The following is a 20,807-nucleotide window of genomic DNA, read 5'->3' as shown; positions in this document are numbered from 1 at the left end:
ATCGAACGTCTCATGTCCGATATCTCCTTTGTTCGGGGCGGCCAAAGCTGTCGAGACGCAGCTCGGGCGGTAGATCGATCTCTGGTGTGTCTTCATGCAAGCCGTGTTCCAGACGCCAGACATGCGCCAGAAGGATCGCCACGGCGGCGTAAAGGTCGGGCGGGATTTCCGATCCGATTTCGCCAGTGAAATACAAGGCTCGGGCAAGGGGCGGGGACTCAACCGTTTTGATCTTTTTCGTTTTGCCGCGTTCGCGGATTTGCTGGGCAATCACATCGGTGCCCATCGCCAGAATAACTGGCGCATCGCGCAGTTCGGGTTTGTACTGAAGTGCCACGGCAAAGTGCTGCGGGTTGGTCACGATGGCTGTGGCCATATCGACATTCGCCACAGACGCGCGTTCGGCGGCCATGCGCGATGCTTCCATCTGTTTGCGCCGGATCTGGCCTTTGACCTCGGGCGAGCCTTCGGATTCCTTCATCTCGTCCTTAAGCTCTTTGCGGGACATCTTCAGCTTTTTGTTATTGCTATAGAGGTTCCATGCTAGATCGATCGCACCAATCAGACCCAGAACGCCCGTCAGAGCCATCAGAACGCTGGTCAGTACTTTTCCGAAGACCGCCATGCCATCACCGACATAGGCCATGTTCAGGCGGTCCAAGGCAGGTAGATAGGGCAGGATCACGACAAAACTGACGCCGATCAGCAGTACAACTTTCAGCACGGCTTTGGACAGTTCGACTAAGGATTTTGTCGATACCATCCGCTTCATGCCTTTCAGCGGATCAAGCTTGTTGGCCTTGAACCCCAAAGCTTTGGTTGAAAAGTTCAGTCCGCCGACGCCAGCCTGCGTCAGGATCGTGATGATCATCAGCGGAACGCCAACGATGATCCCTGCTAGAATAATCCAGGACACGGCCGCTTGCAGACGTTCCATCATCAGCATCTCGAACCCGTCGGGCGCCGATAGGTTAAAGTTCAGCGCCCAACTTGCTGAAATCGTTCGGAACATATTCTGTCCACCGGCGATCATCATCGTCATCAGGGCGATGGATGAAAAGACGAACATTTCCTTGGATGTGACGATCTGGCCGTCTTCCTTGGCTTTTTCCCTTTTTCGCGGGGTTGGTTCTTCAGTCTTTTCTTCAGAGTCGTCTTCAGCCACCGCCTAGCCCTCCGACCATGACGCCAAGAAGATCCAGTGACGCGTCGATTTTTTCGTAAAGTGCGCCACCCAACGACGGTGCCGTTGCAAATAGCAGCAACAGCGTGGCGGACACAGTGAGCGGGAAGCCGAAAGAAAACAGGTTCATCTGCGGCGCGGATCGCGTGATCACGCCGATCACAACGTTGACCACCAAAAGAACCGATACGATCGGCAACATCAGTTGGGCGGCGAAAACGAACATGGTGCCGACTGCGTTGATCCCGGCAGTCAGCAATGACTGAGGATCAATCGCTCCGCCTACAGGCGCGACGCTATAGCTTTTCAACAGCATCTCTAGTGCCAGAAGATGGCCGTCTTCGGTTACGAAGATCATCAGCAAAAACAGACCGAACATCTGGCTGATGACGGGCGACTGGCTTCCTGTTGCGGGGTCAACCTGTGCGGCAAAGCCCAGACCGGCCGTGTTGGAAATCCAGTCACCGGCCATTGTGGCCGCGGCAAACAGGATCTGCAGAACCAGACCGGCGCATAGGCCGATCACAAGTTCTGTTATGGCGATGGTAATGGCGTCCAGCTGACTGAGCCGTTCAGGCGCTGGCATGGGGACGATACCCATAACGGCAATGCCCAGAAACACGCTGAAGATGATCCTGACTTGCAAGGGGATGAACCGCGCGCTGAACAGCGGGGCGGATACAACGAAGGCGCCTATGCGCAGCGTGGCAAAGATGAACTGAAGCAACAGACCCGACAATGCCGCCAGCTCGATGCCGGGAATGCCTGTGCCTGCTGTGATCTCGGGGAACATCTTAGCGGATCGTTGCTATGGTTTCGAAAACGAAGGCGAAATAATCCGACATCGTCGTCAGCATGAAGCCTGCGACTAGACCCATCGTCAAAAGCACGATCGCCAGCTTGGGTACAAAGCTGAGCGTCGCGTCGTTGATCGACGTCGCGGCCTGCAGGATACCGATCAACAGACCGACGGCCAGAGCGACAGCCAGAACAGGACCGGCTGTCATCAGGATGTTCCAGTAGGCGATGCGCAGGTGTTCAATATTGCCGTCAAAATCCATATCAACCTCCTGCAAAGCTGCTGGCAAGGGACCCCATCGTTAACGCCCATCCGTCCACCAGAACGAACAGCAAGAGCTTGAAGGGCAGGGATACAAGGATCGGCGACAACATCATCATACCCAAGGCCATCAGGATCGATGCGATGACCATGTCGATGACAAGGAAGGGCAGGAAAATCAGGAAACCGATCTGGAACGCGGTTTTCAGTTCTGACGTGATGAAAGCCGGAAGCAGGACGCCGAGCGGGACGGCGTCATCCTCATACGGGCCATCGCCGCGCATGTCGGCGAACATGGTCAGATCGTTTTTGCGCGTGTTTTCCAGCATGAAGGTTGACAGGATTTGCTGCCCGTTCGCCAAGGCCACATCGGCGGGCATTTCCTCTTCCAGATAGGGGGTCAGCGCATTGTCATAAAGATCGGTCAGAACCGGCTGCATGACGAAGAAACTGAGGAACAGCGCAATGGCGACCAGTACCTGATTGGGTGGGGTCTGTTGCGTACCCAGCGCCTGACGCAGGATCGACAGAACAATGATGATGCGTGTGAAGGCGCTCATGCCCAATACGATGGACGGCAGAACCGTCAGCGCCGTCATCAGCACAAGGATCTGAAGCGACAGCGAATAGGTCGTTTCGCCATCCTCGCCGTTCAGGGTTAGGGCGGGCAGGCCGCTTTGCGCCAGAAGGGGGGCGGGTACCAAAAGCAACAGGACAACCAGCATAAACCGCGTCATTCGGCGCCCTCCGGTTTGAAGGGGGCCTCTAGCGGTGTCAGGGAGGATGTACCTTTCCGGCTGTCCAGCACGACAAAAGGTTTGCCGTCAGCTTCGATCAGCAGGATGCGCCTGTCATGGCCAAGTGCTAGTGCTTCTTTCATCACCAGTCGCCGGTTCGCTGACAGTTTGGATGTCAGACTGCCGCGGTAGCGCTGGACGAAATACCAGACGACCAGCAACACCAGCAAAAACAGGGTAACGGTCACAAGGCGGGTCGGGTCGAGAGTTTCCACGAGGGCGTTTCCTTCGTTGGTCTTTCCAACAAAGGAGCAGTTTTCATGCCAAGCTGGTGGGGACGGGAAATTACAAGTTTTCCAGACGTTCCTTGGGGTCGATAATGTCGCCGAAACGGATGCCGAACCGTTCCCCGACAACCACGACTTCGCCTTTTGCGATGGGCGTTCCGTTCACCAGAATATCCAGTGGATCACCGGCCATTCGGTCAAGCTCGACCACGGCGCCTTCGCTAAGTCTCAGTAATTCCTCAATAGTTATCTGTGTGCGGCCCACTTCGACCGTCATCTTCAGTTTGACGCTGGACAGCATGCCCAACCGGCTTGCGGTTCCGCTTTCTGTTGTATCGGTTTTTTCATTCATGGCGGTACTCCGCTTTTACTTGTTCAGTCTGCGCGTCAAATTTAAGGCGGCACGCCCCGCGACATCGCCAACTTCGGCGTCAAAATACGGACGGCCTTCGACGTAAAGCTTGGGGGCAGGGGACAGATCGACCGGCACGATTGTGCCCGAGGTGACGTTTTCCAGGGCGGTTAGCGACACGGTCGGTTCAGCCAGTCGGGCGCTTACGCTGAGCGGCACGCTCATGACCGCGCGTTCAAGGCGTTCTTTCCAGCTTTCGTCTTCGGTGACCTGATCCGATTGCATGCGCGACCGCAGTTGCGATGCCAATGGCTTCAAGGCTTGTAAGGGATACAGCAGTTCGACGTTTGCCGGATCGGCTTCGGGCAGCTGAATGATAAACGAACAGCGCACGACCATTTCTTCGGCGTCCACAAAGGTGGCGAACTGAAGGTTCTCTTCGCGGTTCTGAACGGTGAACGAAAGCGGCGTCAGATCCCGCCACGCCAGTTCCAAAGCGCGGTTCAATCCGTCTGTCACAATCTCGATCACGCGGTTTTCTGTGGCGGTGAATTCCTGTCTGCGGGAATCCAGATAGGCCACGCGCCCCCCGTAATAAGCGTCTGTCAGGAGCGATACGAATTCAGGTGGAAGCACGATCATCTGCGTGCCACGCAATTCGTCGATCCGGCTGATCGTCAGACTGGTGAAGTTGTCCAACTCGTCACAGACCGAGTCAAAGGCTTTGACTTCGGGAGGGAAGCTGGAGATGCGCGGATGCATCCGCAAAAAGGGCAGAAAAACCGAACGGGCCAGACGGCAGAACCGTTCGTTGATCATGCGAAGCCCGTAGTAGTCCCCCAAAAGCGACAGGTCATCACTGCCGAATACATAGGGTTTTACATCGGGGCCTGCTTCTGCGCCGAACGCGTCCAGATCAAAGTTCTTGAGGCCGTCAACAAGGGCCGCAACTTCGTTCGTGGAAAGTTTATGAGGCTTCGGTTGCGAGCCCATAGTCCGCTCCTACTGCAACACGAAACTGGGGAAGAACACGTCTTCGATGCCGCCGAAGCCTTCAAGTTCGGTCAGCCGCGCATTGATCGCATCCATAAGCGCCTTGGACAGCTTGTCCCGGCCTTCCTTGCCCTGAACGTCTGCTTCGGAAAACCCGCTGATCACGGCAAGCATATCCGACTGAAGCGCCATAGAGTGGGCTTCGACATTGGCGATGACGGTTTCATCATACTGGGTCGACACACCGACGCCCACCTGAAGGAAACGGCGTGAATCCTTTAGGTTGGTCGTCAAAGGTTCGTCGAACTCGAAATAGTTGGTGGCAAAGACGGGCTCTTCCGGCTGTTCCTTGACCACCTTTTTAGGCCCGGCCGCTTCTTCTGCGGCGGCCGCTTCTTCTGCAGCGATAGCTTCTTCGTGCCTTTCGATTAAACGTAAGACTTCTTCGGACGGCGACAGACGCTGTTCCGAGTAGAAAATTCCACCCGCAAAGCCGCCACCGGCAAAAATCAAAAAGCCAAGAAACATAAGGATCTTGCCGACAAGGCCACCCTTTTTCTTGCCTCCGATATCTGGCTCGTCACTCATTTCGACCTCTTACGCCACTACGTTGACCTGAGGTTGTTCTCCCCCGACCTTCATGATCACGTCTTCTTCCGTTTGTGTCTGTGTGTCCGCGCCCGAGGCGGTCAGAACCGATCCATCGCCTTGCGAATTGTCGCCAGAGCCACCAGATTGTGCGCCCGTGCCCGCATCGTGGCTGGCCAGCGTCAGGCCGGCTTTGGCCATCACGTCAGCCAGGCGCGACTGGTTTTCGTTGAACAGGCGCGCGGCTTCGGGGTTATCTGTCACCACGCTGACCATGGCCTGCCCATCCCGCATTTCCATCGTGATTTTCAGGCGCCCGAGCGTTTCCGGCGTCAGTTGGATATCAAGCGTCTGGCCATCACCAAAATCATGCACCGAGATCGTGTCGACCAATTGGGACGTCCACGTGCTGCCCCGCATCGGCAGCGTCGCGGTTGCCCCCGAGGCCACTTGCGTTTGCGCGGTTTCCTGTGGTGCGGGCGCGGCAAATGCTGCGGTGGTTGTCGTCTGGGTTTGCACCGGCTGAACGTCGGCGACGTTTGCCGTCACGGCCTGCGTTTCAATCACGGTTTGCTGCACGGTTGTGCTGTTTGTCTTCGCGGCAGAAGCGGCGGCTGCGATGGCAGGCGATACCGTTTTGGCGGTGTCAAATTCAGTGCGGGCTACCGCATCGACAACCTCGGATGCCACGGGTTGCAGGCCAGCGATATCCTGCGTTTTGGTTGGCTGTTCGTCAGATGTGCGGGCAGCAAGGTCTGTGACCTGATCGACAATGCCGGACAGAGTCGCGTCGCCTTCTTTCTCGGCGTCATCTGTAACGGGCTTGTCCGCCGAGGCCGCTGCCACAGTGGCTGCCACAACGTTTGCAACTGCTCCGGACAGGCTTGCCTTGACGGCGACTTTTGTCGGCTCGATCGCCACGGTCGTGGTCGCCGTTTCCGGATCAACTGCCTCGGTGGTCGGAACTGTGCCCAAGAGGTCGGCCTCAATGTCTACGGCCGTTGCGATGTCCGTCAGTTCGATGTCGCCTGAAACCTCGATCGTGTCACTGGCGTCAGCTGAACCTGCGCGTCCAACCATTCCGGCGATATCTTTGAATTCGATGCCTTCCGGCAGGGCGGCCAAGGTTACCGCTTCGAGATCGGCCACCACACCTTTTCCGACAGCAATGGCATCGGATGCGATGCCTGTTGCACCGATCTTTTGTTGGATCAGGGATGCCAGGGGCGATGTCTCGGTCGTGGTGCCTTGCTGGAGCGCGCCAGCGGCCAGTGCCAAAGCCGTTGCAGACACGTCGCCCGCAGCGAGAAGCTCGATCGTGGTGTCTTTGCCCGCGATCTGGATCGTGGTTGCCTGAAGCTCTGTGACGGCTGTTTCGTCCAGACCCGGTTTGCCTGCCTCACCTTCGACCACGGTGCCGGAACAGGGGGCACCGCATTTTGCGGATGTCTGGTTCAGAACATCGGAAAATCTCGGATGCTCTTCGCCTTCCGCCAGTACGCCCGCGACTTTCGCGCCGGGCTGGGGAAGGATAGAGCCGAGTGAGTCAACAATGCTGGCCGAAGTCATGGGAGTTATTTTCCACTGTTCGTTTTGGTTCGGAGGGATGATGCAACGACTGTGCCAACCTATCTTCGAGGACGGTCGAACAGCTCGGCATCGGCTTTGTCCTGACGCTCGGCGCGGTCTTTGCGGTTCTGCATATCGGCGCGTTCAGTCAGCACCCTTTGGCGCTGCGAAGTTTGCGCCACCTGAACGCTGGATCGCGCGACAAGATCGCTGGTGCCGCGCAGATGGCTTTCCGTTGTGCCCATCTGTGTGGCCAGCGTCGTACCCATCCAATGCGAGGCCGCCAATTGTCCGACGGACGTGACCTTGCCGATCTCTTCGCGTTTTTCCTGAACCAGTACCTGAAGCGTTTCCAAAAGCCTCTGTTGTTGCAGCATCTGTAGCTTTTGTTCCGCCAAGGCAGCGGCCTGACGGGCCAGCGACTGGCGTTCCTTCATGGCAAGAAGACGGGTCAGTTTTTCTTTTCTGGTCATGGTTTGGTTCCCATCAGGTCAAGCAGAGCTGCACGGCTTTGATCAAAGCTGGCTTTGTCATTTCGGGATTGGGCGATAAGCGCGACGATTTTCGGCCAAAGGGTTACGGCCTCGTCGAGATCGGCATCTTGGCCGGGCGTGTAGGCGCCCATCAGCATCATGTCGCGGTTTTCCATATAAAGCGAAATCAGCCGTTTCAGACGGATCGCGGCCTTTTCGTGGGTCGCGTCGACAATATCGTTCATCACGCGACTGACCGACTGGGTTACGTCAATCGCGGGGTAAATGCCCATCTGTGCCTGCTGTCGCGACAGAACCAGATGCCCGTCCAGAATGGCGCGGGCGGTGTCGACCACGGGATCGTTCGTGGTGTCATCGCCGTCCGCCAGAACGGTATAGAACGCAGTGATCGATCCTTCACCGGGCAGACCCGGGCCGGTGCGTTCGATCAGGCTGGGGATGATCGACACGACCGACGGGGGATAGCCCTTGGCGGTTGGCTGTTCGCCCAGGGCCAGACCGATTTCGCGGCGGGCGTGCGCCACGCGCGTCAGGCTGTCCATGATCAACATGACCTGCTTGCCCTTAGAGCGGAAGTATTCGGCAATCGCGGTGGCCCGATGGGCGGCGCGCATCCGAAGAAGGGGGGATCGGTCGGCAGGAACGGCCACGACACAGGTTTTGCTGGCGGTATCGCCCTTCATGATGTTGCCGACAAAAGCACCCACTTCTCGGGCACGTTCACCGATCAGACCAACGACCACAACATCCGCGTCGGTGTTGTGGGTCATCATCTCGATCAAAACCGACTTACCAACGCCTGAACCCGCGATGATACCGACGCGCTGGCCTTGGCCGATGGACAGGGCCGCGTTCAGGATGCGGACGCCGACGTCCAGTTTGTTGTCAACGGGTGTACGGGCCAGCGGATTTTGCGGGATGCCTGCCAGCGGCCAGTGATCTTCGCATTCGGGTTCCGGCAACCCGTCCAAAGGCGCGCCTTCGGCGTCGATCACACGGCCCAGAAGGCTTTCGCCGACACAGGCCGTATGCCCGTCGCCCACGCGTTTGACCTGTGCGCCGACGGCGATCTGCGCGCCCGGTTCGTCCAGAAATAGCAGGTTGCGGCCATCGGAAAACCCGACGACCTCGCCATGCACACCGCGCCCGTCTTCAGTGTCGATATGACACAAGGTTCCCGGGCTGGCAGGAAAGCCTGCGCATTCAAGGATCAACCCGTCATAGCGGTGCACAGTGCCCGTCAGAACCGGCTGGATGGGGCCAGCGGCATCCGCAACAACGCGGCTGAGTTTGTTCAGCATCGCGTTCATTTGCGGTCCCCCAGAATATCCCGCAACCCGATTGATCCCGCGTCGATCTTCACGTCGCCACGCTGCAGGTTCATATCGACCTTCAGGCGCGCCTCGGACAGGTGTGAGCCTGCCTCAAGGTAGGGGCCGATGGCGGATAGGTCGTCGGGGTGGAAGGCGATGGTCAGGTCTTCCGACGCACGCGCGACCTTTTCGGCCAGCTTTTCGATACGGCGGCTGAACAGTTTGGGCGATTTGTCGATTTCTTGACCTGCGCGTTGGGACGCAAGGCTGTGGATTGCATCAGTCAACTGCGTGGCAAATCCGGCGAACATGTCGCTTTCGGCCACGTCGTTCAGTGCATTTGTTGCGGCCAGAAAAATATCGCGGGCTTCGGCGACAACTGCGGCCGCTTCGCTTCGACCCTCTTCGCGGCCTTTTTCAAGCGCTTGCGCAATCTCTTCCTGCAGTTCGGCCATTGCCTGACGGCGGCCTTCCTCGAACGCCGATGCGCGCAATTCCTCGATGTCGATTTCCGGCACGGGCGGCGCAGGCGTGAAGTCTGACGGTTCGGTTTGCGCGTGTTCGGCTGTGTCCGCAGATTGGGCCACCAGCCCGTCGTGAATGGCGGAAAAGATAGACCGATCTGTCGTCTCGGGGGCGGAGCCAAATGCACTTTCCTCGACGCGGGCATAGGGCGAACGTTGACGGAAACTGCCGGTATCTTCGCCTTCGGGCTGCGTCGACAGGGGGGCACGGGGTTTGAACCGGCCCTCTGCTTCGCGGATCAGGCTGAGGATGTCTTCGTGACCAAGGGTCTTTGGCGCTGTCTCTGTCATGCCTTACACCATCTTTTCCCCGCCGCGACCGGCGAGCGTGATCGTTCCCGCATCCGCCATCTGGCGGGCGACCGAAATGACCTGCTTTTGTGCTTCCTGAACAGCGGTCAGGCGCACAGGTCCCATGTTTTCCATTTCTTCCAGAATGGTCTGCGCGGCACGGCTGGACACACAGCCCAACAGCTTGTCGCGCAGCGCGTCGTCTGCACCCTTGAGAGCAAGGATAAGAACGTCCTGATCGATTTCGCGCAGCAGCGTCTGAAGCGACCGGTCTTCGGATTTGATGAGGTTGTCGAAGACGAACATGTTGTCCTGCAACGCCTCCATAAGATCCTTGTCGTCCTTTTTGATGTCCTTGAGAATGCGCTGTTCCATGTCCTGACGAGTAAAGTTCATGATCCGCGCCGCGGCCTTTACGCCGCCGATTTGCGATGCACGCAGGGTGGTGTTGGCCTTGAACTTGCGCTGCATGACTTCCTCCAACTCGCGCAGCGCGTCCGGCTGGACGGTTTGCAGGTTGGCGATGCGGCGGACGATTTCGGGTTGGAAATCTTCGGGCAGGATTTTCAGAACTTCGGCACCCTGACTGTAATCCAGCGACGCAATCACCAGCGCCATGATCTGTGGGTGTTCGTCGATGATCAGTTCGGAAATGGCAGAGGGATCCATCCAATCCAGAATTTCGATCGGGCGTTCGCTGCTGGCCGGAGTGATGCGGCTAAGAACCGATTGCGCCTTATCCGCGCCAAGTGCGCCGGTCAGGACGTTGCGCACGTAGGCGTTTGCGCCGATGCCCACATCCGTCTGGCGGCGTAGCCCGTCAAAGAATTCGTCTAGCACCGCGTTTACGGTTTCATGGCTGACACCGCGCACGGTGTACATGGCCGCGCCCAGTTCCTGCACTTCATGCGGGCTCATGGATTTCAGAACGTTCGCTGCGGCCTTTTCGCCAAACAGCATCATCAGGATCGCAGCCTTCTGAACGCCGGTCAGGGTTGTGATATCAAGTTCACTCATCGCGGCGGCCTTCATGTGGTGACTTCCTGATCAGAGGCGATCATGTTCTGGAAAGCCGTGGCGATGCGCGGGCTTTCGCTTTCGGCAAGACCTTTGAGAAGCTTGATTTTTTCCTCATAGCTGAGCGCGCCGTTCAGGTCTTCGGCGTCAGGTGCGACCTCGTCCAGTTTGGCACGCAGCGTGGACAGGGTTTCACCGGGGCCGACTTCGACGGACTCGGAAATGTTCATGGCCGTGGTCGAATTGTCCTGCACGGGTGGCAGCAGACGGTTCAGCAACGGGCGCAGTACGCCCAGTGTGATGATGCCGAAAATCACGATCTGCGCCAGAATGCGTCCCGCAGTGGGAAGCCAGCTTGCTTCGTGCCATACAGGTGTGGCTTCGACCATTTCGACATCCACAAAGGGGCTGGACGACACGATAACAACGTCGTTGCGGCCGTCTTCAAAGCCCACGGCACCTTTGGTCAGACGTTCGATTTCGGCCAGCGTTTCGGCGGGGAATGTCGCGGGGGCTTCTGGATCTTCGGGCGTGGGCGTGCGCAGCAGAACCGCAGCGTTGACCCGTCTGATCACGGCACTTTCCGGCTGGATCGTTTCAACGCGGCGGCTGACTTCGTAGTTGCGGGTCTCGGATTTGGACATGTTGCCATTCGCAACGGTCTGGTCCGCTTGATTGACCTCATCGCCCAGAACCGGCTCGGGCGGCGGCGTGTTCGCAACTGTACCGGGGATGCCGCCTGCCTCGCGGCTCGAACTGGTTTGCGAGCTCATCTGTTCGCTGCGAACGGCGGTCAGTTCTGGGGCATATTCTTCGCTGGTGACCTCGGAGCGGGTAAAGTCGATGTCCAAAGTCACTTCAACCGCCGCGTTACCCGGACCAACGATCGGAGTGATCAGTGCCAGAATGCGTTCACGGTACAGCGTCTCCATCTCCAACTGATGGCGCATGTGGCGGTCCGTCAGGGCGTTAAAGGGATCTTCGGGGTCTTTCGACAAAAGGCGGCCTGTCTGATCAACCACTGATACATTTTCGCGCGGCATCTGCGGGATAGCGGCAGATACAAGGCTGACGATGGCACGCACTTGCGCCTCGGAAATCGACATTCCGGGCACAAGGTTTAGAACAACAGAGGCTTGCGGCGGTTGCTGGTCGCGCACGAATGCCGAACGCTCGGGCAGGGCAAGATGCACACGGGCCGAGCGGACGGGGCGCAGTTCGGTGATCGAACGGGCCAGATCAAGTTCCTGCATCCGACGCAGGCGCGCGGCCTCGACCGAACGGCTGGTGCCCATGGGCATGTCTGTGATTGTGGAAAGACCATCAGGCTGACCCTGTGGCAGACCTTCAGAGGCCAGCACCATACGGGCACGGTAAAATTCATCAGGGCCGACGGTCAGCGTGCCCGTGGTGGGATCAAGTTTCGCGTCAAAGCCGTTCGCGATCAGCGCGTCCAGCGCACGGGATTTTTCAGCTTCGGGCAGGCCATGCTGAAGCGCGACACGATCCGAGGGTGTTAGCAAAAGGTACAGCGCCAGACTGGCGGCTGCGATCATCACCATAGCCACTGCGGGCAGGGCGCGACGCAGTGCGGGTTGATCTGCCATGCCGGTCAGGCGCGACACGACGCTGATGCTACGGCCAACAAGCGATGTGTCCGCTGCTTGTGCGGGCACCATCGGGTTGGGAGAGCTATCCATACTCATATCAGTACCTTTTTACCAATTATTCAACCGCTTAGACGGGCATATTCATGATGTCGCGATAGGCCGTCAGGGCTTTATTGCGGACCTGCAAAGTCATCTGGAAGCTAAGCGAGGACACCTGCTGTTCGACCATGACCGCTGCCAGATCGTCGGTTTTGCCCATCTCAAAGTTCTTTGCTGCCTCAGATGCAGAGTTCTGTGCTTTGGCCACGTCTTGCAGGGCACCGCCCATACGTTCGGAAAAGCTCGGGCCTTTTGCGGCATCAGACTGACCAACGTGTGCAGGTTTCGCGACGCTGTTGGTCGTTCCCAACGCGGCAAGAGATGCGCTTTGGCTGACACCGTTGATGGCCATCGTTTTCTCCTTAGGCGGCGCGGGCGGCGGGGATGTCGCAGGCCCGTGCGGAAATCATGATGTCTGACGAAGCAATTTCCGTACCGTTCCGAAGAACCATCGCGCGCTGCATCACGTTTTCCAGTTCGCGGACGTTGCCCGGCCAGTGGTGGGCCAGAAGCAATTCGCAAGCTTCGGGTGTCAGCATCGGAACAGGGGTGCCGTCTGTGCTGTGACGCGACAGCATGGCCTGTGCGAGGACAGGAATGTCATCTGGACGGTCACACAGCGCCTGTGTTTCCAGCGGGAAAACGTTCAGGCGGAAGTACAGGTCTTCGCGGAAGGTGCCTTTGCGAACCTCTTCTTCCATGTCGCGGTTGGATGTGGCGATAACGCGGACGTTGATGGACACCTCTGTCTGGCTGCCCAGGGGCGTGACGGATTTTTCCTGAAGAACGCGCAGCAGTTTGGCCTGAAGACCCAGCGGCATTTCCGAAATCTCATCCAGCAACAGTGTGCCGCCGTCGGCTGCGCGCATGATGCCCTTGTTGGCGGTGTTCGCGCCGGTGAACGACCCTTTTTCGTGACCGAACAGCATGGCTTCAAGCATGTTTTCAGGGATTGCGGCGCAGTTGATTGCGACAAACGGTTTGTCGGCACGGGGCGAGCTATTGTGCAGATGGCGGGCCAGAACCTCTTTGCCGCTGCCTGTCGGGCCGTTGATGAAGACGCTGACATCAAACTGTGCGACGCGCTGGGCAAGATCCATCAGGTTGCCGGTCGTCTCGGCACCAGCGATCATACCGCCGTAGGGGGTGCCCAGAAGTTCAGCCAGCATCATCAGGGGGGCGTTGCGCAAAGGGGCTGCATCGCACTTCGGCAGGGAAACCCGCTGCAGGCGTCCGCCCAGATCTTCGCTACGTTCGAAGTGATCCGCGTCGCAGGTAACAACGACCATGCGTGTCGCGCCGATCTGGCGGGCTTTCGCGATCAGTTCTTTCTGTCCGCCAAGGGCTGTTTCGACTTCGGCGGCACAAACAAACGTGTCGGCTTTTTCTGTGGCCTCTTCCAGCGATGCGCAAGCCACTGTCAGGCGGCGTCGCGTCAGAAGATCGACCAAGGATTCAGCTGCTGCAAAGTCTTGATTGAGAACGAAAATCTGCGTCATGGCTGCCTCTCTTATTACCGACGCAGACTACTAGGCAGGGATCGTGCCAAATCGATATTTTGCGAAAAAAGTGGCTAAAACCACTAAAATGGAGGGTGAAATTGCCATTTATAGAAAACCGACACCCTAAAATGACGGCAAATCGTCGCCCGAGGGGGTGATTTTTGCCGACATCGTCAGGTCTTTGACGCGCCTTTTGCTGAACGCGCCTGTCTTTGAGGTGCCGGGCGAAACGAAATTCCGGAAAACGGCGCCAAACGGAGCGTCTGTTATCGAAAGATATTCACGCTTCCTGAGTTATTCATCTCAACTTTTCCGCGCTGTGACCGTTTTTCAGTTTGGTCCAAAGCAAACACTCACAGGCAAACACATGTTGTCAAAAACATATCACCTTAAGTTCCCGACACTGGATGCCGCTCAGATAGCTGCCCCGTTTGTTACGGAAACGCTCGGCAATGCCATCCCAGAATGCTCTCTTTCCGGGCTGACCGTTCTGATCAGCAAAGAAGGCGACATTTCGGTTAATCTGTTCTTTCCGTCGGTAAGCGACCTCAAGAACTTTGAGAAAAATCACGGAGGATTCATCGACACGATGAAGAAGACCTTCCTATTCCGGTCAACGGGCTTCGAAGGCGTTTGTATTTTCAACTTTGAAGGCAACTCGGAAGACGCTGCCTGATCTTTGGGCGCGGGTGCTGGCATGCAGTTTGCAGAGCCGTTTTGTGCACCCGCACGGTTCCCAAGAGGACCCCAATAGCATGATGAACCACAAGTACACACGGCAGCATGACATCTCATGCGCCGCAATCAGCGAGCGCGCAATATGAGCGTGCAACCCGAGCAAGCGACAGAGAAGTCTGCCGCTGGCGCGCTGATGCGCGTGTCGTCCGACAAGATCGGGCGCTTGATGGATCTTGTCAGCGAATTGTCCCTCTCTGTTTCCGAAACGATCAACTCTCCTGATCTTCAGGATCTTGATCTGGTCGATTTCGAAGCCGCGTCCCATCGTCTGTCCATGATTGTCCGAGAAGTGCAGGACGCCGCCACAGAATTGCGGCTGGTACCTGTGTCCGAGGTTTTCCGCCGACTGAAACGGATGGTGCGCGAACTGGAACGCGAGACCGGCAAAAAGATCGACCTTGAATTAAGAGGCGAGGACACTGCGATTGACAAGCTGGTCGCTGACCGTTTGTACGACCCGCTTTTGCACGTCGTGCGCAACTCAGCCGACCATGGACTTGAGCCACCAGACGAACGCGTCGCAGCCGGAAAGTCGGAAAAAGGCACCATCATTCTGGGTGCGGCACAGGTCGGCAGTGAGGTCCGTATTCAGGTCATTGATGACGGTCGTGGTCTGAACCGCGAAAAAATCCTTAAAATCGCCCGCAAGCGCGGGTTCTTTGGCCCTGATGAAGAGCCGGAACCTTCAACCCTTTGGAAATGTATTTTCGAACCCGGCTTTTCCACGGCTGAGGCCGTTACCACGCTGTCCGGACGCGGTGTCGGTATGGATGTGTTGAACACCACGATGAAAGACCTGCGTGGACGGATTGCTGTGGATTCCGAGGCCGGAAATGGCACCTCGGTTTCTTTGCACATTCCAGTATCGCTGGCGTTCCTGGACTCTATTCTTCTGCGCCTTGGCAACCAGCTGTTCACTGTGCCGGTCGAAGACATCCACGAAATCGTCAAACCGACAGGGTCTGAGTCCGTTGAAATCTCGGCCGACAATGGCACCGAGATGCTGAAGCTGCGCGGCAAGTTTATCCCTGTTCGGCGACTTGAGACGTTCTATCGGAACTGCCGCAAAGAAATCCGTCCGCTGTCGGACATGGTCTCGATCGTTTTTTCGACAGCGCGTGGGCACATCGCAGTGCCCGTTGATGAAGTCTTGGACCGCCAGCAGGTGGTCATGAAACCGCTCACCGGTGCGCTGGCACAAGTGCGTGCCAGCTGGGGGTGCGCATTGCTAGCAACTGGGGAAGTGGCGATCGTGCTTGATTGTGAACGCCTTGCTGTGGGGGGCGATAAATGATCGTCACCGACCAGCCGGCCTATGATGCAATTCGGGATTGGCTTAGTTCACGCTGCGGAATTACGTTCCCTGAACATAAAAGTGCAGTGCTGCGTCAGCGACTGGCGCGCGTGAACCAGTCGTTTTCCTACAAAGATCTGAACGATCTGGCCCACGGGCTTTTGGAAGAGCAGAAAGAAGATGTGCAATTGGCGGTGATGCATGCGGCATCCACCAACCACACATATTTTTTTCGTGAACCCGAGGTTCTGGACAGGTTCCGCAAGATCGTCATGCCCTATCTCCAGAAAAAGCGCGAGATGCGCATCTGGAGTGCAGCCGCGTCTTCTGGGGATGAGGCCTATACAGTTGCCGTTATGATCGCTGAGGAATTCGGCGCAGAGGCGTTGTCTCGGTTGAACATTCTGGGCACCGACATCAGCGGGCCTGTGGTCGAACAAGCAGAGCAGGGCGTCTACCAACTTAAGCAGCTAGACAAGACCGAGCGTCGCTTGGTTCACAAGTATTTCACGGCCCTGAATCCGAACACGTTCGCGGTGAAGGACATTTTGAAGTCGTGTTGCACCTTTCGCCGGATGAACCTCAAGGCGCAGCCCTATCCCTTTAACAATCCGTTCCAGGTCGTGTTCTGCCGGAACATCCTCTATTACTTCGACCGCGATGATCAGCGGGCGACCCTAGAGGCCATTTATGAAGTCACCGAACCCGGCGGCTATCTGATCACCTCGGTGACTGAGTCCATTCGCGATCTTGATACGCGCTGGGAACCTGTCGCCACCGGTATCCACAGGAGGGCAGAATGACCCTTCGTAGAAAACGGATCAAAGTTCTGGTCGTCGATGACAGCTCGATGTTCCGTCAGCTTTTGACGAACGTTCTAAGCACCGACGAAGACATTGAAGTGGTTGGTGCAGCAGCAGGTGCTGCCGAAGCGCGCGCCATGATGTCATTGCACCGTCCCGACGTCATCACCCTTGATCTTGAGATGCCGGGTGAAAACGGTCTGGATCTTTTGAAAGACTACATGGCTAAAACTCCGGTGGGCACACTGGTGATTTCGGCGCACACCCAACGCGGCGCGTCGATGACGATCAAAGCGCTCGAGGCGGGCGCGGTGGATGTCATCGATAAAAGCCTTTTGTCTTTGGGGGATCGCTCGGAAACAGGCAATGTTTGCAGCGTTGTGCGCAGGGTGCGTGCGGCCAGCATGGCCCGCGTGTCAAAAAGTGGCGCCACCGTCGCGGCATCGCCTGCGCCGTTGTTCAAAGGTGTGGCGGATGACTGGGTCGTCGCCATCGGATCATCCACAGGTGGCGTGCAGGCGCTGACAGTGCTTTTGCCGGTCTTCCCTGAGGATTGCCCCGCAACCGTCATTGTTCAGCACATGCCAGAAGGGTTTACCGCAGCATTCGCTAAACGTCTGAATACGCTTTGTAAATGTGAAGTGAAGGAAGCCGAGGACGGTGATCAGCTACGCTCTGGTCTGGTCCTGATCGCACCAGGTGGCGACCGTCATATGAGCGTCGAGAAAAAACGCAGCGGTTTGTATGTGCGCCTGACCGAAGGCGAACATGTGTGCTTCTCTCGACCTTCGGTCGACGTGCTGTTCAAGTCCCTTGCCGAGACCTGCGGTCCAAGCCTTTCGGCGGCTATCCTGACGGGTATGGGCCGCGACGGAGCCGAGGGACTTCTTAACATTCGCAGGGCTGGCGGTCGTACATTTACACAAGATGAACCCACATCCGAGGTCTACGGCATGCCTGCGCGTGCCTGGGAAAACGGCGCCTCTGAGGCGCAAGTGCCACTGAGCAACATTTCCAAAACCTTGCTCGGATCGGTCGGCACGAAACCTGCACCGCATTCCACCCGTACAGGGGGAATTGCGTTGTCGCAAAGCTGAGAGGAACTGAACCATGAGCCAGACAGAAGCAGTCGAGGCAAAAACAGAAGCGGCGGCAATGCCGATCGTCGACTCCGATGGGATCGAGTCGATGTATCTGACCTTTGCGGTCGGCGATGAATCTTATGGCGTCTCCATCGGGATGGTGACCGAGATCGTCGGAATGCAAACCATCATGAGCGTGCCGGATGTGCCGCATTACATCAAAGGTGTGATCAACCTGCGTGGCAAGGTGATCCCGTTGATGGACGTGCGCCTGCGTTTCGGTATCGAAGAGCGCCCCTACGATGAGCGCACCGTAGTTATCGTGCTTGAAGTGGATGATGCGCCCATCGGGCTGATCGTGGACCGCGTCAGCGAAGTTCTGGATGTGCCCGCCGACAAGATCGACCGCACCGGCAACTTTGGTGGTGGCGAAGGCAAAAGCATGGTCAGCGCGCTGGCCCGCATCGAAGACCGGCTGGCGATCCTTCTGGATGTGCATGCGCTTGTGTCTGATGCCGATCTGAAAATGCCGGATCTGAGCTGAGGTCGATGATGCAGCGTCTGTTCCTAATTCCCTTCAGCCTGATGCAGAGCCAAGGCCGGACAACCGTGTCGGCGTTGCGTGATCTAGCGGGCGTCTTCGGGACCATTTGGGCACCGGCGTTTGCACCAGAACGCGCTCTGATCCGTGCCGACGTTCAACGTCGCACGCGACAAACGAATTCGCTGATGGGGCTGCAAAAACGGAAAATTCACATGAGGCAGCCGCCATGACCAAGAAACCGACCCGTCGCGTCGGAACAAGCGGCACTAGCAGGAAAAAACCCAAGTCTGATTTGCCAAAGGGGGAGGAGGATCAGACAGCGGGAGCGGGAAATCCCGCAAATCAACTAAACCCGGAGCAAGTTGAAGCCGTTGCTAAGGTCGCTTCCTCCCCCAATGCCGCCAAGGCTGCGTCAAACAGGAATAATGATATGACTACACAACCGAAATCGGATCAGGGCAAACCGTCTGCTGATCGTTGGTACTCGCCTGAGTTCACGCAGGCATACGACAACCTCAATGCATGTATCCTGATTGCGGATGCGGATCACATCATCCGGTATGTGAACAACAAAACCGTCGAAGTTTTCTCGGCTGCCGAGAAAACCATGCAAGAAGTGATGCCCAGCTTCCGTGTCTCGGAAGTCGTGGGTGGGTCGATCCATCGCTACCACAAAAACGCAGAACACCAGCGTCAGGTTCTGAAAAACCTCGGTGCGTACAAAGACTCGGAAATCAACGTGAACGGCATCATTATGCGGTTCCGCACGGTCCCCCTGCGCAACGACGCGAACGAGATCGAAGCCTTTGTGGTCGAACTGAATGATGCGACGCCCGAAGTCGCAGCCAAGAAACGCGTCGATTTCCAGATGGGGCAGTTCAACCTGCTGTTGTCCGAGATGCAGAAGATGTCGGATGCCCACGAAGAGGGTGACATCGATGTCATGTGCGACCCAACCAAGTTTGAAGCCAAAGAAATCGCCGACGCGGCCCAGATGGTCAACGACATGGTCCAGGCGCACATCGACACCAAGAAAGGCGCGATGGCGGTGTTCGAAGAATTCGGTCGTGGCAACTTTGACGCCGACATGCCGCGTCTGCCGCGCAAGAAGGTCTTCATCAACAACATTATCGATGAATTCCGCAAAAACGTAAAAGATCTGAACACGAACATCGGCGACATTTCCGACGCGATCGTTGAAGGCAACCTTGCGTTCGACTTCGACGCATCCAAGTTCAACGGCGAATGGGGCAAGATCGCGCAGTCGTTCGGTCGCGTCTTCAGCTCGCTGTCCAACACCATCTCGTCCATGGCCGAGCAGGTGGATCAAGTCGGCACAACCGTTGACCAGATGTCCAACGTGTCCCAGTCGCTGTCGACAAACTCGCAGATCGGTTCTGCTTCGGTAGACGAAGTTTCGGCTTCGGCAGAAGAAACCGACGCGCAGGTCAAGGCAAACGCGGAAGCGGCGCAGAAAGCCAACCACTTTGTTGGTAGCGCGGCTGAACTGGCGTCCAACGGTTCTGAAAAGATGAAGGCGATGGTTGTCTCGATGGACGGCATCAAAACATCGTCTCAGGACATTGCGAAGATCATCAAGGTCATCGACGAAATCGCCTTCCAGACCAACCTGCTTGCCTTGAACGCAGCGGTTGAGGCGGCGCGGGCCGGTCAGCACGGTCGCGGGTTCGCGGTTGTTGCCCAAGAGGTTCGCAACCTTGCGGGACGGTCGGCCAAAGCGGCGCGTGAAACGTCGGATCTGATCGAAGACGCATCGAACCGTGTTAATCAGGGTGTGCGCATCGCGGATGAAACCAGCGAAGCCTTCACCAAGATCAACAGCGAAATCCTGCAGGTCAAACAGATCGTCGAAGCCATCGACGAGGCCAGCAGCGAACAATCCCGCGGTGTGGCCCAGATTTCTCAGGCCATCGGCGAGATTGCCAAGACGACCCTGGCCACCAGCCAGCAGGCCGACGAACTGGCAGCAACGGCATCGCAGATGACGTCCGCGATGAACCAGATGAACGAAGAGATCAAACGGTTCAAATTGCGTCCTCGTCGCGGTGGCATGGCCGGTATGCCGAACTTCGACCAAATGAGCCCCGAGATGCTGGCCCAGATCCAGAAGATGATGAACGGATCATCTGTTGGCGGAGCAAAGCGTAACGGTCTGGCGAACTCTGTCGACAAAGATTCCCGCGGATATGGGCCTTTTTGATCGGTGAAACACTCTGTGCGCGGGGTGCCATCTTCCCCGCGTAACGGACACTTATAAACTACGGAGTTCCTAATGGCTTACAAAGTAATGGTCGTAGACGACGCGGCGATGATGCGGCTCTACATTTCCAGCTTTCTCAATTCGTTGCCCGATTTCAAAATGGTCGCACAGGCAGCAAACGGGCAAGAAGCGCTGGATAAGTTATCCGATCTTCCTGATCTGGATCTGATCCTGCTTGATATCGAGATGCCGGTCATGGACGGTCTCGAATTTCTGCGCCACGCCAAGCTGAAAACCCGCGCCAAGATCTGCATGTTGTCGTCGGTGACCGTGTCCGGTTCGCCGCTGGCAGCCAAGGCACGTGAACTGGGCGCAGACGGCGTTGTGGCCAAACCGTCCGGCACGGTGTCGCACGATCTAGAAGAAAAAACCGGCGACGAGTTGCGCAGCGTGATGAGATCCCTCGTCGCTGCGTAATCCGATCTTCCCGCAAGAACTAAAGCGAG

At 57.3% G+C, this 20,807-nt stretch carries 23 protein-coding genes; 7 read left to right on the top strand and 16 right to left on the bottom strand.

The genetic code is table 11. From position 1 onward, the window contains the following. Positions 1 to 10: 10 nt before the first annotated feature. From AC4FIA_RS04525 to AC4FIA_RS04450, 16 genes are all read right to left on the bottom strand, one after another. Entirely contained in the window at positions 11 to 1,165 is a 1,155-nt protein-coding gene (locus AC4FIA_RS04525; protein ID WP_490364886.1) for an EscU/YscU/HrcU family type III secretion system export apparatus switch protein, read from the bottom strand. Beyond that, entirely contained in the window at positions 1,158 to 1,976 is an 819-nt protein-coding gene (gene fliR / locus AC4FIA_RS04520) for a flagellar biosynthetic protein FliR (protein ID WP_490364885.1), read from the bottom strand. Before fliR ends, AC4FIA_RS04525 begins: the two co-directional genes overlap by 8 nt. A 1-nt stretch (position 1,977) precedes the next feature. Continuing rightward, on the bottom strand, positions 1,978 to 2,244 hold the full coding sequence (gene fliQ / locus AC4FIA_RS04515) for a flagellar biosynthesis protein FliQ (protein WP_103908507.1): 267 nt from the start codon (positions 2,242 to 2,244) through the stop codon (positions 1,978 to 1,980). A gap of 1 nt (position 2,245) precedes the next feature. Next, positions 2,246 to 2,980 carry a flagellar type III secretion system pore protein FliP gene (gene fliP / locus AC4FIA_RS04510; protein WP_490364884.1) on the bottom strand — a complete coding sequence of 245 codons (735 nt, stop codon included), beginning with the start codon at positions 2,978 to 2,980 and terminating at the stop codon, positions 2,246 to 2,248. After that, the gene (locus tag AC4FIA_RS04505; RefSeq protein ID WP_490364883.1) at positions 2,977 to 3,255 is read right to left on the bottom strand and encodes a flagellar biosynthetic protein FliO; all 279 of its coding nucleotides are present in this window, start codon (positions 3,253 to 3,255) and stop codon (positions 2,977 to 2,979) included. Before AC4FIA_RS04505 ends, fliP begins: the two co-directional genes overlap by 4 nt. Positions 3,256 to 3,325: 70 nt before the next feature. Continuing rightward, a complete protein-coding gene (fliN, locus tag AC4FIA_RS04500) occupies positions 3,326 to 3,619 on the bottom strand; it encodes a flagellar motor switch protein FliN (protein ID WP_103908504.1) in 294 nt (97 codons plus the stop codon). Between the two features lie 15 nt (positions 3,620 to 3,634). After that, on the bottom strand, positions 3,635 to 4,612 hold the full coding sequence (gene fliM / locus AC4FIA_RS04495) for a flagellar motor switch protein FliM (RefSeq protein ID WP_287476131.1): 978 nt from the start codon (positions 4,610 to 4,612) through the stop codon (positions 3,635 to 3,637). A gap of 9 nt (positions 4,613 to 4,621) precedes the next feature. After that, positions 4,622 to 5,200: a flagellar basal body-associated FliL family protein gene (locus AC4FIA_RS04490; RefSeq protein ID WP_287476133.1), complete on the bottom strand. Its 579-nt coding sequence runs from the start codon at positions 5,198 to 5,200 to the stop codon at positions 4,622 to 4,624. 9 nt (positions 5,201 to 5,209) lie between these two features. Then, complete coding sequence (locus tag AC4FIA_RS04485; protein ID WP_490364882.1) at positions 5,210 to 6,769, bottom strand: flagellar hook-length control protein FliK; 1,560 nt, start codon at positions 6,767 to 6,769, stop codon at positions 5,210 to 5,212. 59 nt (positions 6,770 to 6,828) lie between these two features. Next, positions 6,829 to 7,242 carry a hypothetical protein gene (locus AC4FIA_RS04480; RefSeq protein WP_490364881.1) on the bottom strand — a complete coding sequence of 138 codons (414 nt, stop codon included), beginning with the start codon at positions 7,240 to 7,242 and terminating at the stop codon, positions 6,829 to 6,831. Further along, entirely contained in the window at positions 7,239 to 8,573 is a 1,335-nt protein-coding gene (locus AC4FIA_RS04475) for a FliI/YscN family ATPase (protein WP_490364880.1), read from the bottom strand. The genes AC4FIA_RS04480 and AC4FIA_RS04475 overlap by 4 nt, the downstream gene beginning before the upstream one ends. Then, positions 8,570 to 9,391: a FliH/SctL family protein gene (locus AC4FIA_RS04470; RefSeq protein ID WP_490364879.1), complete on the bottom strand. Its 822-nt coding sequence runs from the start codon at positions 9,389 to 9,391 to the stop codon at positions 8,570 to 8,572. The genes AC4FIA_RS04475 and AC4FIA_RS04470 overlap by 4 nt, the downstream gene beginning before the upstream one ends. Before the next feature lie 3 nt (positions 9,392 to 9,394). Continuing rightward, on the bottom strand, positions 9,395 to 10,423 hold the full coding sequence (gene fliG, locus AC4FIA_RS04465) for a flagellar motor switch protein FliG (protein WP_490364878.1): 1,029 nt from the start codon (positions 10,421 to 10,423) through the stop codon (positions 9,395 to 9,397). Then, the gene (fliF, locus tag AC4FIA_RS04460; protein ID WP_287476142.1) at positions 10,420 to 12,108 is read right to left on the bottom strand and encodes a flagellar basal-body MS-ring/collar protein FliF; all 1,689 of its coding nucleotides are present in this window, start codon (positions 12,106 to 12,108) and stop codon (positions 10,420 to 10,422) included. The genes fliG and fliF overlap by 4 nt, the downstream gene beginning before the upstream one ends. A 37-nt stretch (positions 12,109 to 12,145) precedes the next feature. Then, positions 12,146 to 12,469: a flagellar hook-basal body complex protein FliE gene (fliE, locus tag AC4FIA_RS04455; RefSeq protein ID WP_103908495.1), complete on the bottom strand. Its 324-nt coding sequence runs from the start codon at positions 12,467 to 12,469 to the stop codon at positions 12,146 to 12,148. A gap of 10 nt (positions 12,470 to 12,479) precedes the next feature. Further along, positions 12,480 to 13,616 (bottom strand): sigma-54 interaction domain-containing protein, encoded by a 1,137-nt coding sequence (locus AC4FIA_RS04450; protein ID WP_103908494.1) that lies wholly within the window; start codon positions 13,614 to 13,616, stop codon positions 12,480 to 12,482. Positions 13,617 to 13,773: 157 nt separating this feature from the next. On the opposite strand from AC4FIA_RS04450, the gene AC4FIA_RS04445 reads away from it, so the two are divergent. The 7 genes from AC4FIA_RS04445 (at position 13,774) to AC4FIA_RS04415 (ending at position 20,778) form a co-directional block, all read left to right on the top strand. After that, positions 13,774 to 14,295, top strand: a complete 522-nt coding sequence (locus AC4FIA_RS04445) for a hypothetical protein (protein ID WP_490364877.1) — start codon at positions 13,774 to 13,776, stop codon at positions 14,293 to 14,295. A 144-nt stretch (positions 14,296 to 14,439) separates the two neighbouring features. Then, a complete protein-coding gene (locus AC4FIA_RS04440; protein ID WP_103908492.1) occupies positions 14,440 to 15,651 on the top strand; it encodes a chemotaxis protein CheA in 1,212 nt (403 codons plus the stop codon). Beyond that, entirely contained in the window at positions 15,648 to 16,454 is an 807-nt protein-coding gene (locus AC4FIA_RS04435; protein WP_490364876.1) for a CheR family methyltransferase, read from the top strand. The genes AC4FIA_RS04440 and AC4FIA_RS04435 overlap by 4 nt, the downstream gene beginning before the upstream one ends. After that, the gene (gene cheB / locus AC4FIA_RS04430) at positions 16,451 to 17,551 is read left to right on the top strand and encodes a chemotaxis-specific protein-glutamate methyltransferase CheB (protein WP_490364875.1); all 1,101 of its coding nucleotides are present in this window, start codon (positions 16,451 to 16,453) and stop codon (positions 17,549 to 17,551) included. Before AC4FIA_RS04435 ends, cheB begins: the two co-directional genes overlap by 4 nt. 13 nt (positions 17,552 to 17,564) lie before the next feature. Continuing rightward, entirely contained in the window at positions 17,565 to 18,080 is a 516-nt protein-coding gene (locus AC4FIA_RS04425) for a chemotaxis protein CheW (protein ID WP_103908489.1), read from the top strand. Positions 18,081 to 18,510: 430 nt separating this feature from the next. Continuing rightward, positions 18,511 to 20,301, top strand: a complete 1,791-nt coding sequence (locus AC4FIA_RS04420) for a methyl-accepting chemotaxis protein (protein WP_490364874.1) — start codon at positions 18,511 to 18,513, stop codon at positions 20,299 to 20,301. 72 nt (positions 20,302 to 20,373) lie between these two features. Then, complete coding sequence (locus tag AC4FIA_RS04415) at positions 20,374 to 20,778, top strand: response regulator (RefSeq protein ID WP_287476154.1); 405 nt, start codon at positions 20,374 to 20,376, stop codon at positions 20,776 to 20,778. The last annotated feature ends 29 nt before the right edge of the window (positions 20,779 to 20,807 follow it).

The organism is Thalassococcus sp. (assembly GCF_982780845.1).
This window is presented reverse-complemented; position numbering and strand designations above follow the sequence as displayed.

What these genes read in the sequence shown, in the direction of transcription:
- fliR (WP_490364885.1), bottom strand. Translation starts at nt 1,976, where the DNA reads ATGTTCCCCGAGATCACAGCAGGCACAGGCATTCCCGGCATCGAGCTG.
- fliQ (WP_103908507.1), bottom strand. Translation starts at nt 2,244, where the DNA reads ATGGATTTTGACGGCAATATTGAACACCTGCGCATCGCCTACTGGAAC.
- fliP (WP_490364884.1), bottom strand. Translation starts at nt 2,980, where the DNA reads ATGACGCGGTTTATGCTGGTTGTCCTGTTGCTTTTGGTACCCGCCCCC.
- fliN (WP_103908504.1), bottom strand. Translation starts at nt 3,619, where the DNA reads ATGAATGAAAAAACCGATACAACAGAAAGCGGAACCGCAAGCCGGTTG.
- fliM (WP_287476131.1), bottom strand. Translation starts at nt 4,612, where the DNA reads ATGGGCTCGCAACCGAAGCCTCATAAACTTTCCACGAACGAAGTTGCG.
- AC4FIA_RS04490 (WP_287476133.1), bottom strand. Translation starts at nt 5,200, where the DNA reads ATGAGTGACGAGCCAGATATCGGAGGCAAGAAAAAGGGTGGCCTTGTC.
- AC4FIA_RS04485 (WP_490364882.1), bottom strand. Translation starts at nt 6,769, where the DNA reads ATGACTTCGGCCAGCATTGTTGACTCACTCGGCTCTATCCTTCCCCAG.
- AC4FIA_RS04480 (WP_490364881.1), bottom strand. Translation starts at nt 7,242, where the DNA reads ATGACCAGAAAAGAAAAACTGACCCGTCTTCTTGCCATGAAGGAACGC.
- AC4FIA_RS04475 (WP_490364880.1), bottom strand. Translation starts at nt 8,573, where the DNA reads ATGAACGCGATGCTGAACAAACTCAGCCGCGTTGTTGCGGATGCCGCT.
- AC4FIA_RS04470 (WP_490364879.1), bottom strand. Translation starts at nt 9,391, where the DNA reads ATGACAGAGACAGCGCCAAAGACCCTTGGTCACGAAGACATCCTCAGC.
- fliG (WP_490364878.1), bottom strand. Translation starts at nt 10,423, where the DNA reads ATGAAGGCCGCCGCGATGAGTGAACTTGATATCACAACCCTGACCGGC.
- fliF (WP_287476142.1), bottom strand. Translation starts at nt 12,108, where the DNA reads ATGGATAGCTCTCCCAACCCGATGGTGCCCGCACAAGCAGCGGACACA.
- fliE (WP_103908495.1), bottom strand. Translation starts at nt 12,469, where the DNA reads ATGGCCATCAACGGTGTCAGCCAAAGCGCATCTCTTGCCGCGTTGGGA.
- AC4FIA_RS04450 (WP_103908494.1), bottom strand. Translation starts at nt 13,616, where the DNA reads ATGACGCAGATTTTCGTTCTCAATCAAGACTTTGCAGCAGCTGAATCC.
- AC4FIA_RS04440 (WP_103908492.1), top strand. Translation starts at nt 14,440, where the DNA reads ATGAGCGTGCAACCCGAGCAAGCGACAGAGAAGTCTGCCGCTGGCGCG.
- AC4FIA_RS04435 (WP_490364876.1), top strand. Translation starts at nt 15,648, where the DNA reads ATGATCGTCACCGACCAGCCGGCCTATGATGCAATTCGGGATTGGCTT.
- cheB (WP_490364875.1), top strand. Translation starts at nt 16,451, where the DNA reads ATGACCCTTCGTAGAAAACGGATCAAAGTTCTGGTCGTCGATGACAGC.
- AC4FIA_RS04425 (WP_103908489.1), top strand. Translation starts at nt 17,565, where the DNA reads ATGAGCCAGACAGAAGCAGTCGAGGCAAAAACAGAAGCGGCGGCAATG.
- AC4FIA_RS04420 (WP_490364874.1), top strand. Translation starts at nt 18,511, where the DNA reads ATGACTACACAACCGAAATCGGATCAGGGCAAACCGTCTGCTGATCGT.
- AC4FIA_RS04415 (WP_287476154.1), top strand. Translation starts at nt 20,374, where the DNA reads ATGGCTTACAAAGTAATGGTCGTAGACGACGCGGCGATGATGCGGCTC.